Genomic DNA, 14,860 nt, shown 5'->3' with positions numbered 1-14,860 from the left:
ATATTTTTTTAAACGCTTTTGTTTTTAATTTTCCTTTGACTGTAATAAAATAATAAGGCGAATGCCAAAATGACCTAGCTTCTGTCTTCGGTCATCCGCCATCTGTCTAACCCGGATTGTATTGCTGTCAAGAAAGCAGCTAACTGTTTTAAAGCCTACCTCCAATCACCCTCTCAAGGTCTGCGGGAGAATACTGAACTGACTTTAAAGTCTTTCGGTCTCCTTCCCGATAAACCAAAAATAGATCCCCCTCCTTCTCATAAAAACAGGATACGCCTTGCTTTCGGTAATGATCCAAAGTTGCTTCTGCTTCATCTTTGGTTTTACAGGCCTTGCTCATGTTGGAGCGCTGCACCTCATCAAACAAGGCCTTGAATTTTTCCCCTAGCCCAAATTCCAATACCGCACCAGCCAAAACATACTGGATGTCACACAAAGCATCCGCCACTTCCACAATATCCTGATTTTGGATGGCCTCTTCCAGTTCTTTCAGTTCTTCTGCAATCAGGGAGACCCTTAGTTGACATCTCTTCTCCTCAGGAATGCCGGGTCTAGTCAAAATCGGGTGCTTAAAGGTCTGGTGGAACTCAGCAACGGAGGTTAGTGTCTTGGGATCTTGCATGTTTTTGTCATTCAGGTTTAGAATTTCAAACATAGCAAATGGTATGAACAAAATCACTTAAAAATTCATTAAATCACCGCAAAATCTCTGCTTCAAAACTATACCAATGCCCTGTTAAATCATAGAAAACTTATCGTCCTCCCACAAAGCTTGTTACCTAATAAAGCTGTTATACTCCCATTAATTTTACTAATTTTGCTGGAGTAAAAGAAATTCTGTATGCTTGATAAATTAGAAGCCATCAAGGAAAGGTTTGAAGACGTGGGACAGTTGATCATCCAGCCTGATGCCATGTCTGACATGGGAAAGTACACCAAATTGACCAAGGAATACAAAGAGCTCGAAAGGGTGGTGGCTGTGTATGAGATGTACAAACTGGTATTGGAAAACATTGACAGCACCAAGGCCTTGTTAGACAAAGAAAAAGACCCTGACTTTAGGGAAATGGCCAAAGTGGAACTGGATGAGCTTAAAGAGAAACAAATACAGATGGAGGAGGAAATCAGGCAGCTCTTGATTCCCAAAGATCCCAATGATTCCAAGGACTGCATCCTTGAAATCCGTGCTGGAACCGGGGGAGATGAGGCTGCGATTTTTGCCGGTGATCTGTTTAGAATGTATGAACGCTTTTGCGAAAAGCAAGGACTTCAACTCACTGTACTTGATCTTACTTTTGGGTCAGCTGGGGGATATAAAGAAATTATCAGCACAGTGAGCGGCGTGGATGCTTACGGTAGACTTAAATATGAATCCGGTGTTCACCGGGTACAGCGCGTTCCGGCCACCGAAACCCAGGGCAGGGTGCATACTTCCGCAGCTACAGTCGCTGTATTGCCCGAAATGGAAGAAGTAGAGGTGGAGATTGATATGAATGAAGTCCGAAAGGATACCTACTGTTCCTCTGGTCCTGGAGGACAATCGGTCAACACCACCTATTCTGCTGTCAGATTGACTCACGAACCTACCGGATTGGTGGTTACCTGCCAAGACCAAAAGTCTCAAATCAAAAATTTTGAAAAAGCCCTAAAGGTGCTTCGGTCCAGGATCTATGAAATTGAGCTGGCCAAACACAATGAAACTGTAGGTGCACAGCGAAAATCGATGGTAGGCAGTGGAGACCGCTCTGATAAAATCAGAACCTACAATTATCCACAAAGTAGGGTAACTGACCACAGGATAAATAAAACGGTGTATAACCTGCCTGATGTCATGGAAGGGAGCATTGAGGATTTTATTTCAGCACTGCGATTGGCCGAAAACGCCGAAAAGATGAAAATGGGTGGCATGGAAGAAAATTAGAGGCGCTTAAAATAGGCCCTTGCTATTTTACCTTGAATTTTTTTCACTTTATCAACTTGCTTGGTATGATATGTGTCGAATGGGTAGAAACCCAATGAAGAGATGATAATACAAGGAACAGAAACTGTTTTGCTGAAAACTTGGAGTGACGCGCACTACCATCAATTGTACAAATTGGCCAATAACCCAAAAATTGCCCATAACCTCAGAGACAGTTTTCCACATCCTTACACTGTTCACGATGCCAAAAACTGGATAAGTTTCAATCAAAAATTCAACCCTGCACTAAACTTTGCCATTCACCACAAAGGGCAGCTAGTCGGTGCGATAGGGGGTGAGCGGGGAAAGGACGAACTGAGGACCAACATAGAAATTGGCTTTTGGTTGGGCGAACCCTATTGGGGAAAAGGAATCGCTGTTGAGGCTTTGCAGCTGTATGTGGAATACATTTTCGAAAAATTTCCAACCCTCCATAGGCTTTTTGCCCAAGTTTATGATTTCAATACCAGTTCTTTTAAAGTTTTAGAAAAAGCCGGCTTTGAGCCAGAAGCTATACTTAAAAAGGCTTACATAAAAAATGGACAGATTGGAGACTTGTTTCAATATGTATTGATTAGGCCTGATTAAGACATCAATTTCGAAATTCCACGGTATTGATCAGGTGCATCAGGTCCAATTTGATGTATTCAATAATGGGCTCCAAGGAATCATTTTTGACTGCTGTATTAAAATATAGGGCTCCTCTGAGAAAATTCTTGGTGGAGTCCGTCACCACAAACTGAAATTGTGTAGGCACCTCTCCACTCAGCTCGGCCACCACGCCCGTGTAGCCATTAGGAGTTACGACAATACCTTCCTCAATGCCATACGCTTTGATTTGATGTTTGGCTGTCAGGGTAAAGGCGTCTTCCAAATAGGCCTTTAGGGTAGCTTGCTGACCATCGATGGGCTTGTATGTGAGATGTACCTTAGCGTCAAGGGCTTGGTAATTCAAATTGATCCAGTCCTTTTCCGCTTTGTTGAAAGTATCCGGCTCTACAAGTCCATGTACTGAATGCTCAAACACAAAAGGATGGTTTTCCTTAAGTGGTGTAAACTCCCGCTCCGGCAAATCGATCCTATTAAACCCTTTCGGTTTGGGCAGATAATCAGCTCCACATCCACACATCGAAAGGATGAAGCCTAAGGCAAACACTTTACTTTTCCACATGACTCCAAAGTTATACATTTGGATGGAATTAGCTGGTTAAAATTGGCAGATTAAGGTTGAAACAAAAAATCCCTCTCCTTCAAAAACCTACCTTACCCATGCTACTTTGTCTTCAAGAGGTTTTCTCTTCCCTTCAGGCCACCTGTCAATGGCAGGTTTGGCCACATAAAAGAAACCCATCAACATATCTTCCTCCTCCAATTCAAAATAGGGCCTGGCCTCTGGCCAAAAGGTTAACCCGCCGGTTCCCCAGTAGGCCGCCAAACCATATGCGCTTGCGGTGAGGTACATATTCTGCACAGCCATGGACACAGATGCAATCTCCTCCATTAAAGGCAATCCGGCCTTCAGGTCTCGTTTTAAGATAATGGCAATGATATGGGAAGCCTTTAAGGGGTTATCTCTTAATTTTTCGTAGGTAGCCTGTATAAAGTTTCCTGCTTTCTCAGATCTTTCTTTATACAAGGACGCCTGTAGGGTAGAAAATTTATGTAAGCCATCTCCTGTAAAAACCACAAATCTCCAGGGTTCAGTCATCTTGTGTGTTGGAGCCCAGTTGGCATTTTCAAGAAGCTGATGAATGATTTCATCCTCCACCGGATCATTTTCCTTGAATTGAGCTACAAACATCGATCTTCGGTGTCGTATGATTTTGTTGATTTCTGCGCTATTAAAATCCGGTCTTTCCATGTTTCGAGGTTTTTACGCTAAATAAGGCCTTTTTCTGCTCAGAAGTTTCTTTCGCAGCGTGATTTTTCCATTTTTTTCAAAAAATTAAAGATTTTGGAAAAAAAAGGTCAGTAATTGGCGAAAATCATCTCATAAATTTCAGTTTTGATCAGATTTATTTCCATAAATACATATAATAAAACATAGAAAACATATTCCTATTTTAATTTTTCAGAGATTTGTTTTCATATGGCACAAAGATTGTTTTCAATAGATTATATATCTATTAACCACTAAACCAATTAATTATGAGCTCTTTATTGTATTTTATCGCCTTTATCCTTGTAATCGGATGGTTACTTGGATTCTTTGTCTACAGTGTAGGTGGCTTGATCCACATCTTACTGGTACTGGCGGTCATAGCCATCCTGTTCCGATTAATCAGCGGTCGACCCGTTTAAACATAAGCTCCCCTCGGGGAGCTTTTTTTTACCTTTGTTTTTTTGAAAGGCAGTCGATTTTCATCGAGCAATTTTATTTCTTTTGCATAAAATGCCTTAATTATCTTAATTTTACCCCTTCATCTATAACATTTTTACTGCGTGCAACAGCATCACCAAAATCAAACCTTAGGAATTCTTGGCGGGGGTCAATTGGGTCGGATGGTCATACAGGCTGCCATCAATTACAACACCAACATTCATGTCCTGGACCCTGACCCCGATGCCCCCTGTAGACATTTGGTAGCTAATTTCACACAGGGTAATATCAGGGATTTTGATACGGTTTACGCTTTCGGTCAGGCCTGTGACATCATTACCATTGAAATAGAAAATGTAAATACTGATGCCCTGAAAGTTTTGGAAAAGGAGGGCAAAAAAGTATTTCCCCAACCACATGTCATTGAACTCATACAGGACAAGCGGAAACAAAAGCAATTCTATAAGGACAATCAAATTCCAACGGCTCCTTTTCATCTTACTGAAACCAAGGCTGATGTAGCCAAACACATTCCTTTTTTGCCTGCTGTCCATAAATTGGGGAGAGAAGGGTACGATGGGAGAGGAGTGCAGATCATCAGAGTAAGCCAGGACTTGGACAAAGCCTTTGATGCCCCTGGCCTTTTGGAAAAACTGGTGGATTTTGAATTGGAGATTTCAGTGATTGTGGCCCAAAATGAACAGGGGGCGTGTAAAGCTTTCCCTGCGGTGGCCTGTGAATTTCATCCTACTGCAAACTTGGTTGAATTTCTATTCGCGCCTTCCGGCCTTGAGGATTCCTTAGAGAAAAAAGCGGTGGACATCGCCATAAATCTGATCCAAAAACTAGATATGATAGGCTTATTGGCAGTGGAAATGTTTGTCACCAAAGACCGAGAAATCCTCGTCAACGAGATTGCTCCGCGTCCCCATAACAGTGGACACCATAGCATTGAAGCTAATTATACCTCTCAGTTTGAGCAACACCTACGTGCCGTTATGGGAATGCCACTAGGTGATACAAGTTTGCGGATACCCGCTGCCATGATCAATCTTTTGGGAGAGCCTGATCACCAGGGTGAGGCCTATGTTGAGGGGTTGGATGAAGTGCTGACGCAGAAGGGGGTCTATGTTCACCTTTATGGCAAAAAAATCACCAAACCTTTCAGAAAAATGGGGCATGTCACCATCTTGGATGAGGACATGCAACTACTAAAATCCAGAGCGATGGAAATCAAAAAAATATTAAAAATCAAAGCCATATGAGTAAATCCGTTGGAATCATCATGGGTAGTACCTCCGATCTTCCGGTCATGTCAGAAGCAGCCAAGGTATTGGAAGAGTTGGGAGTAAGTTATGAATTGACCATTGTTTCTGCACACAGAACGCCTCACAGGATGCTTGAATATGCGGAAAATGCCCGAAAAAATGGTTTCAAAGCCATTATTGCAGGAGCCGGTGGAGCGGCGCACCTGCCTGGCATGGTAGCCTCATTGACTACCCTACCGGTCATCGGAGTACCTGTGAAATCTTCGAATTCTATCGATGGCTGGGACAGCATTCTTTCCATTTTACAGATGCCTGCAGGAATTCCAGTGGCCACCGTTGCCCTTGATGGGGGGAGAAATGCCGGCATTTTAGCTGCTTCTATCGTTGGTGCGTATGAGGAGAAGATAGCCGATGCCTTGGAAAAGTTCAAGTCCGCCCTGAAAGAAAAAGTGGAATCTTCCGCCAATGAAATTGAAACCAAGGGCTGGAAGGCTGCTTTGGATCGGTAAATTTCCCTAGATAAAGATTACTAATTTGATATTCAATAGGGGCACTTAAATCGGTGCCCCTATTGTTTTATTCCATTTTATCTCAGTTTTTTCCAGGATTTTAAGACAATAAATCCACCAGTCAGGGCCACCAATGTGGATACAATGGCCATCTCCACTTTTCCGTATAACCAAAAACCAGTTGCAAACAAGGCAGCGTAAACCATGATGGAGGCCACCAACATCAGGCCTATTTCAAGGGGTAAACTACCCTGCTCGACCTTTTCTTCCGGATATCGCACGAGAACTTTGTTCCAACCAAAGGCTGCCGGTCTCACTTTTCTGTAGAAGGACAACAATACGGCGTCTTTTTCCGGCGCAGTGAGAAAAGTAACCAACAGCCAGGTAGCAGTAGTAAGACCAACACCGTAGAGCAGTTTTAAATATTCTTGGCCTACCGGGATATCGATCAGGTTGATTTTAGGATTGATGGTTTCAAAAAATATGGCAATGATAAATGACACAATCATGGCAGAAATTTCTGTATAGGCATTGATGCGCCACCAAAACCACCTCAGAATAAAAATCAATCCTGTTCCTGCACCTATTTGAAGAAGGATATTGAACGCTTCCAAAGCATTGGATAGAGCCAAGGCCAGAAAAGCAGCCAATACCATCAGCGTAACCGTGGAGATCCGGCCCACCGCCACCAGTTCTTTTTCGCTCGCTTCCGGTTTTAAGAACCTCAGGTAAAAATCATTGACGACATATGAAGATCCCCAATTCAAATGGGTGGATAAAGTAGACATCACGGCTGCGATCAAAGATGCCAGAACTATACCGATCAGACCGGTTGGCAAGAAAGTCAACATGGCAGAGTAGGCCAGGTCATCTCCCAGTTTATCCGCCGGCATATGGGGAAAAGCTTCCTGCAAGTCACTGATTTGAGGAAAGACTATTATGGATGCCAAGGCAATGATGATCCATGGCCATGGCCTCAGCGCATAATGAGCAATGTTGAAAAATAGCGTAGCGCCAATTGCATTTTTTTCGTCTTTTGCAGAAAGCATCCGCTGGGCAATATAACCTCCTCCACCAGGCTCGGCTCCTGGATACCAAGTAGCCCACCACTGTATGGCCAAGGGCATGATCAATAAAGGAACCACCGTGTTCCAATCATCAAAATCCGGTAAAAAAGATAGTTTGGTGGATACTTCCGGGTGGGTCAAAAGATTGCTTAAGGATCCTATTTCAGGCAAATCCAAGATGTAATAGGCTGCCCCGAAAGCCCCGATCATCGCAATGAAAAACTGGAAGAAATCAGTCAGCAGAACGCCTTTCAATCCACCTAGAGAGGAATAAATCACCGTGACGATCGATGCCAGTAACAAGGTTTCATATGGCTTGAGTCCCAGCATCACCCCACCGATTTTGATGGCGGCAAGAGATACCGTGGCCATGATCACCACATTAAAAAAAACACCTAAATACAAAGCTCTAAATGCCCTCAGAAATGCTGCAGGCTTGCCTCCATACCTTATTTCATAGAATTCCAGATCAGTCGTGACCTCAGAGCGCCTCCACAATTTGGCATAGACAAAAACTGTTAACATTCCTGTAAGCAGAAATGCCCACCACACCCAGTTTCCGGAAACGCCGTCCTTTCTTACAATGTCAGTTACCAGATTCGGGGTGTCAGCAGAAAAGGTGGTCGCCACCATGGAAACCCCCAAAAGCCACCATGGCATATTTCGACCGGAAAGAAAAAATTCTTTTGAACTCTTTCCGGCAGTTCGGGATGCATAAAGGCCAATCAACATCGAAATGACAAAAAATGCGATGATGATGCCCCAATCAATCATGGATATATTCATGTGCTTGGCTGTCTTGGTTTTGAATTAGGAAACTTGGGTTTTTGGTAACAATGAACTTAAAGTTATTGAAAATTTTATCCTTAGCAATATATACTTTTCTAATAAATTCTAATAACAACTGAATTCTTTTGTGTAATGCATCTATCATTTTTTTATCATTATCTTTAAAAAATCGTTTTTGATTTCTAAAAAGTAAATCCTCAAAGACAAAAATAAAGGCTTGATCAACCCTTTGAATATTTCAGAAATTGCCGTAATGTCAGGCAACTTACAATAAGTAAAGTATAGAAATTAGATGAAATTGGACCCAAAGATCCTGTTAAATGCTTATCGTCTAGACAAAGAAACTCCCTTTGAGATAGATAAGTACGGAGGTGGCCATATCCACCATACCTACATGTTGAGAATAGGTGATCGGAAATTCATTCTCCAGGAATTCAATCAGAAAGTGTTCCCCCAATACCACCGAATAGCCAATAACCAAAATATGGTGATGTCTAAAGCAAACCTGAAGGATTTGGATTTTCAACTACCCCTGCCTATTCGAAATGTTGATGGAGAACTATTCAGTAAGCTTGGGGATCAGCTGTTCAGGCTCTATCCTTTTGTTCATGGCCAATGCATTCCACAAGTCCATTCAAATCTGGAAGCTTCCCTTTCCGCAGAAGCCTTTGCTGCTTTCATCAAGGCCTGTAGTGGGATTGATGTGAAAGAAATGGCAGAAATAATTCCTGGGTTTCATGACCTCCAACTCCGGTATCAGCAATTGGAAACTGCCATTGGCATTACTCAAGTGGATTTCAATGATGAATTGGAAAACTTAGTGCGCTTCTATTTGGATCAAAAAGAACTTGTCGCCCGGTACAAACAGTTTATGATGGATCTTCCGCTGCGGGTGACTCACAATGATACCAAGATCAATAACCTTATTTTTTCAGAGGACTTTACCAAAGTTGAGGCCCTGATTGACCTTGACACGATTATGCCTGGTCTTTGCCTGTTTGATTTCGGTGATTTGGTAAGGACTGTCTGTTGCACTGTGGATGAAAACTCCCAAACTTGGAAAGACATACATTTTGATCTTTCTACGTTTGAAGCCTTGTTAAAAGGTTTCTTGAAGGTCGGCAAAGACTTCATGACAAAAGAGGAAATTCTGTCCCTTTCATTCGGAGGTGAGATGATGACCTACATCATGGGATTGAGGTTTCTGGCTGATTACCTCAATGGCAATATTTATTATAACATCCATTATGCAGATCACAATCTGCATCGAGCCATCAATCAATCCTATTTTCTGCGGGCCCAAATGGCGCATAGGACTCCAATCAGAGGTCTGATTTTAGAGACAATGGAAAAAGACATGTGAATTCTTCCCATTTAACGTTTCATTTATAAAGGTCAACGGGTATTTTCTGGGAAAATTGATGATTTCATTTTACCTTTTGCCTCCAATTGACCTCAAACCCATTAGACCATGAACAGAAGACTTGCCCTGAAAAACCTGGCTTTGATTTCTGGTGGATTGATTTTGGTTCCTTCCTGCGATTTTTCCCAAGAAGAAATCTTAGAGGCTTATGATAAGCTTAAGATCACGCCATCTCAGAATGCCTTAATTGCTCAAATTGCCGATACTATTATCCCCCCTGGAAAAATCAAAGGAGCCCAAGATATTTCTGTTCAGGATTTTATTCTCATCATGGTCAATGATTGTTACTCAGAAGAGCAACAGGCCTCCTTTATAACTGGATTGAATGGGTTTGAGGCCTACAGCAAAAACAACAAAGGGAAAAAATTTCAACGCTTGGATCAGGCGGAAAGAGAAAGCCTGATTTTGAACGGACTTCAGGACAAAGCAGAAGAAAACAAAGACTTATCCACTTTTTTGAGCATGACCAAAAGGTTAACCATTCAAGGTTTTATGAGCTCCGAATACATGCAGACGGAAGTAAAACCCTACTCACTTATCCCCGGAGCATACCAAGGGGCTGTCCTGATTTCCAACCTTAATCCCGAACAGCTCCATGGCTAATCTTAATATAAAAGCACAGGCGGAAAATACCTATCAGGCCATCGTCATCGGTTCCGGAATGAGTGGCAGCTGGGCAGCCAAAGAACTCTGCGAGAATGGGGTCAAAACCCTGGTCATTGAAAGGGGAAAGGATGTGAAACACATCAAAGATTACCCCACCACCAACATGCTTCCTTATGAGTTTCCCCACCGGGGACAGTTAACCCAGGAAATTCAAAAGGAAAACCCCATTGCCAGCAGGTGTTATGCTTTTCGGGAAGATGCTGCCCATTTTTTTGTCAAGGATCAGGAACACCCTTATGTCCAGGAAAAACCATTTGATTGGATCAGAGGCTATCAGGTGGGCGGTAAATCACTTCTATGGGCACGGCAGGTACAACGGCTTTCAGACTTTGATTTTGAAGGTCCTGCACGGGATGGCTTCGCAGTAGACTGGCCCATCCGTTACCGGGACATTGCCCCGTGGTACAGCCATGTGGAGAAGTTCGCAGGCGTCTCAGGCAACAAGGACGGATTAGCCCATTTGCCTGATGGGGAATTTCTCCCTGGTTTTCCACTGAATATCGTGGAACAGTATTTTCAAGAAGAGCTCAAAAAGCATTATGGCAACGATCGCCACATGATTTTGGCCCGGTGTGCCCACATCACAGGCAATCTGGAACATTTCCAAAAGCAAGGCCGAGCCAAATGCCAGAGCCGAAACCTCTGCCAGCGTGGTTGTCCATTTGGAGGCTATTTTTCTGCCAACGCCTCTACATTACCCTGGGCTGAACGAACCGGAAACCTGACTATGCGTACCGATGCAGTAGTCCATTCCATCATCTATGATGAAGCAAAGGGAAAAGCTACCGGTGTCCGCATCATAGACACCCATACCAAAGAGGAAGAAAGCTATTTTGCTGAGGTCATTTTTGTCAATGCGTCCGCCTTGAATACCAATTTGATCCTATTGAACTCCACTTCCAATCGTTTTCCCAATGGATTGGGAAATGACAATGGCTTGCTGGGAAAATATGTGGCTTTTCACAATTACAGGGCAGGGATATCCGCAGAACATGAAGGACATCAGGAATATACCACCGCAGGTGGAAGACCAACGAGCGGTTATTTCCCAAGATTCAGAAATCTTCACAAACAGGAAACTGATTTCCTCAGGGGCTATGCAGCCGGCTTTAGTGCTGGCCGAGGAAGCTATGCTGACCAAAGTGGCATAGGCATGGAACTGAAAGAAAACCTACTCAACCCTAGCCAATATGGTCCATGGCATGTGGGCTCCCACATGATGGGAGAGACCATCCCCAAAGAAAGCAATTATGTGGCTTTGGACGCCAATGAAAAAGACCCTTGGGGCATTCCTCAGCTCAAAGTACATGTGGATTATGATGACAACGACGAAAAGATGATAAAGGATTATTTGGAACAGATGACAGAAATGTTCGAAAAAGCCGGTTTCACCAACATCAAAACCCGGGATGATAAAAGGGCGCCTGGCTTAGATATCCATGAAATGGGCGGAGTCAGAATGGGCCGGGATCCAAGAACATCCCTTCTGAATGCCAACCACCAGCTCCATTCCGTGCCTAACGTATATGTCACTGACGGGGCCTGCATGACCTCCACCGCTACCCAAAATCCATCGCTGACCTATATGGCTTTTGCGGCAAGGGCTGCGCATCATGCGATGAAGGATTTCTGAATTGCAGAAACATAGAATCCATGACCCCTGAGCAGGAAATTGCCTCAGGGGTTTTTGTATAAAAAAGATTATGCTATCAAGGTTCATGAGATACCTCTTTGTAACGGAAACAATCCACGAGATGATCATTGACCAATCCAGTGGCCTGCATGTGGGCATAGAGGGTGGTAGATCCCAGAAACTTAAAGCCTCGCTTTTTCATGTCCTTGGCCAGTCGGTCGGATTCATTTGTGCTTGCGGGTGCTTCAGCCATGGATTTGAGCTGATTTTGGATCGGTTTGCCTCCCACAAAAGACCAGATATAGGCAGAAAAACTGCCAAATTCGGCTTGTACCTCTATGAATCTTTGGGCATTGTTGATCGCTGCCTGTATTTTCAGCCTGTTTCGGATGATGCTGCTGTCCTGCAACAGTTCCAATACGTAGCTTTCCGGAAAGGTGGCCACTACCCGGTAATCAAAATCCGCAAAGGCCTTCCGGTATCCTGCTCTTTTTTTGAGGATGGTAGCCCAGCTTAAACCTGCCTGCGCTGATTCGAGGACCAGGAATTCAAAATGCTTTCGGTCATCATAAACCGGAACTCCCCATTCCTCATCATGATAAGCCTTGTATTGGTCAAAACCAAGACACCAGGGGCACCTAATGGGTGTAATGCTATTATTTCCTTTCATAAGCTTTTAATGGGGTAGATAGTCAAATATATTTGAGGGAATACTTATTGATGTTGAAATCAACAGAACGATTTTCTTTCAGCTGTAACGCTTCGAAATCAAAAGATAATAAATACTTAGATCATCTTCTGGATTTTCATTAAACCAAATGATACTGTCCATCTCAAAATGCATGTTTGGATGTTTGGTACCAAATGTATTCTTAGTTAACAACCATGTGTAATAGCAGGCTTTTAAGTCAGTAAGGACAACTTTCCGGATACTAGGATTTTCTGAGCTTTTCAACAAATTCCCAAAGACCGCTCGCTATGATACTATCTTCCAAGGGATAGGATCCTTTCACGTGACAAATGATCACTCCTTTTTCAGCATCCAGGTCATCCTTACTGATCCTAAAGCCTTTGCTGATTTTTGGAGATAAGGTATTTTTGATTTCTATGGCATACTTCACTTTTCCTGACCTGAGCAATAACAAGTCACATTCCGCACCCTGATGGGTACGGTAAAAATAATACTCATATTCATCACCTAACACATTACAAATCTGTTCAATCACAAATCCTTCCCAGGAATTGCCTACCAAAAGTTGGTTAATGAGGTCTTCATAAGCGTCTATTCCCGTAAGACTGTGTAAAATGCCGGAGTCTCGGATGTACACCTTTGGAGACGCGACGAGGCGTTTTTTCACATTGGGAAAGTAAGGTTGGAGAAGTCGAACCATAAAGGACCCGTGCAAAAATTCCAGGTATTTATTCACTGTGGGACGTGAGATTCCAAGTGCTTTTGCGAAGTTTTCCGAAACGAGCAATCCCCCTTGGGCATGGGCCAGCATTCTCCAAAACCGCTCCACCAAATAAGGGTCTGTATTCAAACCCAAAAGGCCGAGATCTCTTTCAATATAGGTCTTGATAAAGTTTTCCCTCCATAATCGGCTTGATCTTTCTGAACCTGCTAAATACGAGAGTGGAAAACCACCACGGATCCATAACCGGTCCAATTCATCATATTCCGTTTCTCCTAAATGAAATGGCGTTAATTCCAAATAACCAATCCTTCCCGCCAAGGAATCTGCAGATTTCCGGATCAGTTCCGGGGATGCAGAACCCAATAGGATGAATCTTCCCGTTTCTCTTTTTTCATCAATCAGGCTTCTCAGCTCAGCAAACAATTCGGGCATCATTTGGATTTCATCCAAAATGACGGTTTTATCCACATGGGCTCTAAGAAAAAGTTCAGGGTCGGATAGTTTAGCCCGATCACTGGACTTTTCCAGATCAAGATAAATTCTTTCTTTTTCCAAGGTAAGATTCTGGACCAAGGTAGTCTTCCCGACCTGTCTAGGTCCCACTATCCCCACAGCGGGAAATAAATCCAGGTATTCCTGAAGCAAAGTCCGTATGTAGCGGTTTACCATGAAAATTGAAAGTTTGAGTTACGATTTTCATGGTAAATTTAGATTGAAAACATTGATTAAAAAAACATTTCCATGAAAAATGAAAGTTTGAGTTGCGTTTTTCATGGATAAATATTAGGGATTATTATCTGTTTTTCTATTCGCCCCTTTGTGACTTAGTGTCTTTGTGGCCAAAATTGTTCAAAACTAAGCAAGCAGGTAGGAGACCCATGTTTTCGCCACTGCACATTATATTTTGAAAAAATATACTGATGAAAAGGAATTGAGAATGAAATTATATGAATTGACTGATTTAATTCAGCTGATTGATGTTACGGAAACAAACCTGAAATAGGCGCTATTGTCTGAATTTAAGGATTTTGAAGATGGCCTTCAGATATATTCAGCCATTTCAATCGGCTAAGTTGATTATATTGTGACTAGAAATATAAAGGATTTTAAAAATTCAATTATACCAGTTCTAACATCAGACGAACTCATCTCTATGATTGAGCTTGACAAATAACCAAAAAAACGCCACGTTATGTTCAAAGTATGGGAGAATGGTGAATGACAGCAAAGGCAAATAAATTTCAGTCCTCTTAAATAATCTATCAATCAGAGGAATCTACCATAAGATTGAATCCTGACATAACTTTTTGTCAAGTAAAACTTCCAGTAACCTTCTTCATCTGACTTCCCTCCGATACCTCATCGGACCTGAGCCTTAGCATTTCTAAGCTTTACTTTTTCATTTAATCACTAGGGGCTGTCAAACGATAAAACACGATCAGTGGATTTTTCTCCTCGGAATTTTCCCTGTCCCGTAGAATAGAGTAAAACACATCCTCATTTAATTGCCTTGGGATGCTCTCTATGGTCAACTCCCTATCAAATAGTTGCCTTAAATGAATCAGGGGACGGTTGCTTTCTAAATCAATTACTATAAAATAGGAAGAATTGTCATATACAATGCGTAAAAACGCATGGCTATCTGACATCACTACTTGGCCCATTCCCAATTGAAGTGTGTTGTCAAATCCAATGAAATGAAGTAGGTATTCTGGGGTCAATCGACCCTCCTGTTTTCTAAAAATCGTATCCCTGTCGCTATGCGATGATACTTCTCCCAAAGGAAAATAGAAAAAGCACCGATAATGTA

The 14,860-nt window shown here is 42.6% G+C and carries 15 protein-coding genes; 8 read left to right on the top strand and 7 right to left on the bottom strand.

The genetic code is table 11. From position 1 onward, the window contains the following. Positions 1 to 148 precede the first annotated feature (148 nt). A complete protein-coding gene (locus H1A14_RS05250; protein ID WP_194775525.1) occupies positions 149 to 622 on the bottom strand; it encodes a pyrophosphohydrolase domain-containing protein in 474 nt (157 codons plus the stop codon). 219 nt (positions 623 to 841) lie between these two features. Between H1A14_RS05250 and prfA the strand changes: the two genes are divergently transcribed. Further along, positions 842 to 1,921: a peptide chain release factor 1 gene (gene prfA, locus H1A14_RS05245; RefSeq protein ID WP_194775171.1), complete on the top strand. Its 1,080-nt coding sequence runs from the start codon at positions 842 to 844 to the stop codon at positions 1,919 to 1,921. A gap of 102 nt (positions 1,922 to 2,023) precedes the next feature. Beyond that, positions 2,024 to 2,548 (top strand): GNAT family N-acetyltransferase, encoded by a 525-nt coding sequence (locus H1A14_RS05240; RefSeq protein WP_194775170.1) that lies wholly within the window; start codon positions 2,024 to 2,026, stop codon positions 2,546 to 2,548. A 4-nt stretch (positions 2,549 to 2,552) separates the two neighbouring features. On the opposite strand, the gene gldD is transcribed toward H1A14_RS05240, so the two are convergent. Further along, complete coding sequence (gldD, locus tag H1A14_RS05235; RefSeq protein ID WP_194775169.1) at positions 2,553 to 3,131, bottom strand: gliding motility lipoprotein GldD; 579 nt, start codon at positions 3,129 to 3,131, stop codon at positions 2,553 to 2,555. Between the two features lie 87 nt (positions 3,132 to 3,218). Continuing rightward, positions 3,219 to 3,821 (bottom strand): nitroreductase family protein, encoded by a 603-nt coding sequence (locus H1A14_RS05230; RefSeq protein ID WP_194775168.1) that lies wholly within the window; start codon positions 3,819 to 3,821, stop codon positions 3,219 to 3,221. 287 nt (positions 3,822 to 4,108) lie between these two features. Between H1A14_RS05230 and H1A14_RS05225 the strand changes: the two genes are divergently transcribed. From H1A14_RS05225 to purE, 3 genes are all read left to right on the top strand, one after another. Next, positions 4,109 to 4,261 (top strand): lmo0937 family membrane protein, encoded by a 153-nt coding sequence (locus H1A14_RS05225; RefSeq protein WP_194775167.1) that lies wholly within the window; start codon positions 4,109 to 4,111, stop codon positions 4,259 to 4,261. Positions 4,262 to 4,402: 141 nt separating this feature from the next. Further along, positions 4,403 to 5,545 (top strand): 5-(carboxyamino)imidazole ribonucleotide synthase, encoded by a 1,143-nt coding sequence (locus H1A14_RS05220; protein WP_194775166.1) that lies wholly within the window; start codon positions 4,403 to 4,405, stop codon positions 5,543 to 5,545. Continuing rightward, positions 5,542 to 6,057: a 5-(carboxyamino)imidazole ribonucleotide mutase gene (purE, locus tag H1A14_RS05215; RefSeq protein ID WP_194775165.1), complete on the top strand. Its 516-nt coding sequence runs from the start codon at positions 5,542 to 5,544 to the stop codon at positions 6,055 to 6,057. The genes H1A14_RS05220 and purE overlap by 4 nt, the downstream gene beginning before the upstream one ends. Positions 6,058 to 6,134: 77 nt before the next feature. Here the strand turns inward: purE and H1A14_RS05210 are convergent, their stop codons facing one another. Continuing rightward, positions 6,135 to 7,910: a sodium:solute symporter family protein gene (locus tag H1A14_RS05210; protein ID WP_194775164.1), complete on the bottom strand. Its 1,776-nt coding sequence runs from the start codon at positions 7,908 to 7,910 to the stop codon at positions 6,135 to 6,137. Between the two features lie 295 nt (positions 7,911 to 8,205). Between H1A14_RS05210 and H1A14_RS05205 the strand changes: the two genes are divergently transcribed. From H1A14_RS05205 to H1A14_RS05195, 3 genes are all read left to right on the top strand, one after another. After that, positions 8,206 to 9,276, top strand: a complete 1,071-nt coding sequence (locus H1A14_RS05205; RefSeq protein ID WP_194775163.1) for a phosphotransferase enzyme family protein — start codon at positions 8,206 to 8,208, stop codon at positions 9,274 to 9,276. A gap of 108 nt (positions 9,277 to 9,384) precedes the next feature. Continuing rightward, positions 9,385 to 9,939, top strand: coding sequence for a gluconate 2-dehydrogenase subunit 3 family protein (locus H1A14_RS05200; protein WP_194775162.1), 555 nt, complete (start codon positions 9,385 to 9,387; stop codon positions 9,937 to 9,939). Continuing rightward, positions 9,932 to 11,635 carry a GMC oxidoreductase gene (locus tag H1A14_RS05195; RefSeq protein ID WP_194775161.1) on the top strand — a complete coding sequence of 568 codons (1,704 nt, stop codon included), beginning with the start codon at positions 9,932 to 9,934 and terminating at the stop codon, positions 11,633 to 11,635. Before H1A14_RS05200 ends, H1A14_RS05195 begins: the two co-directional genes overlap by 8 nt. A 76-nt stretch (positions 11,636 to 11,711) precedes the next feature. Here H1A14_RS05195 and H1A14_RS05190 read toward each other — a convergent pair whose 3' ends face one another. The 3 genes from H1A14_RS05190 to H1A14_RS05180 all read right to left on the bottom strand — a co-directional run bounded on the left by H1A14_RS05190 (position 11,712) and on the right by H1A14_RS05180 (position 14,831). After that, positions 11,712 to 12,305 carry a DNA-3-methyladenine glycosylase I gene (locus H1A14_RS05190; RefSeq protein ID WP_194775160.1) on the bottom strand — a complete coding sequence of 198 codons (594 nt, stop codon included), beginning with the start codon at positions 12,303 to 12,305 and terminating at the stop codon, positions 11,712 to 11,714. 262 nt (positions 12,306 to 12,567) lie between these two features. Then, positions 12,568 to 13,719 carry an ATP-binding protein gene (locus H1A14_RS05185; protein ID WP_194775159.1) on the bottom strand — a complete coding sequence of 384 codons (1,152 nt, stop codon included), beginning with the start codon at positions 13,717 to 13,719 and terminating at the stop codon, positions 12,568 to 12,570. A 734-nt stretch (positions 13,720 to 14,453) separates the two neighbouring features. Then, a complete protein-coding gene (locus H1A14_RS05180; RefSeq protein WP_194775158.1) occupies positions 14,454 to 14,831 on the bottom strand; it encodes a hypothetical protein in 378 nt (125 codons plus the stop codon). Positions 14,832 to 14,860: the final 29 nt, after the last annotated feature.

The organism is Pararhodonellum marinum (genome assembly GCF_015354735.1).
Lineage (GTDB): Bacteria > Bacteroidota > Bacteroidia > Cytophagales > Cyclobacteriaceae > Pararhodonellum > Pararhodonellum marinum.
This window is presented reverse-complemented; position numbering and strand designations above follow the sequence as displayed.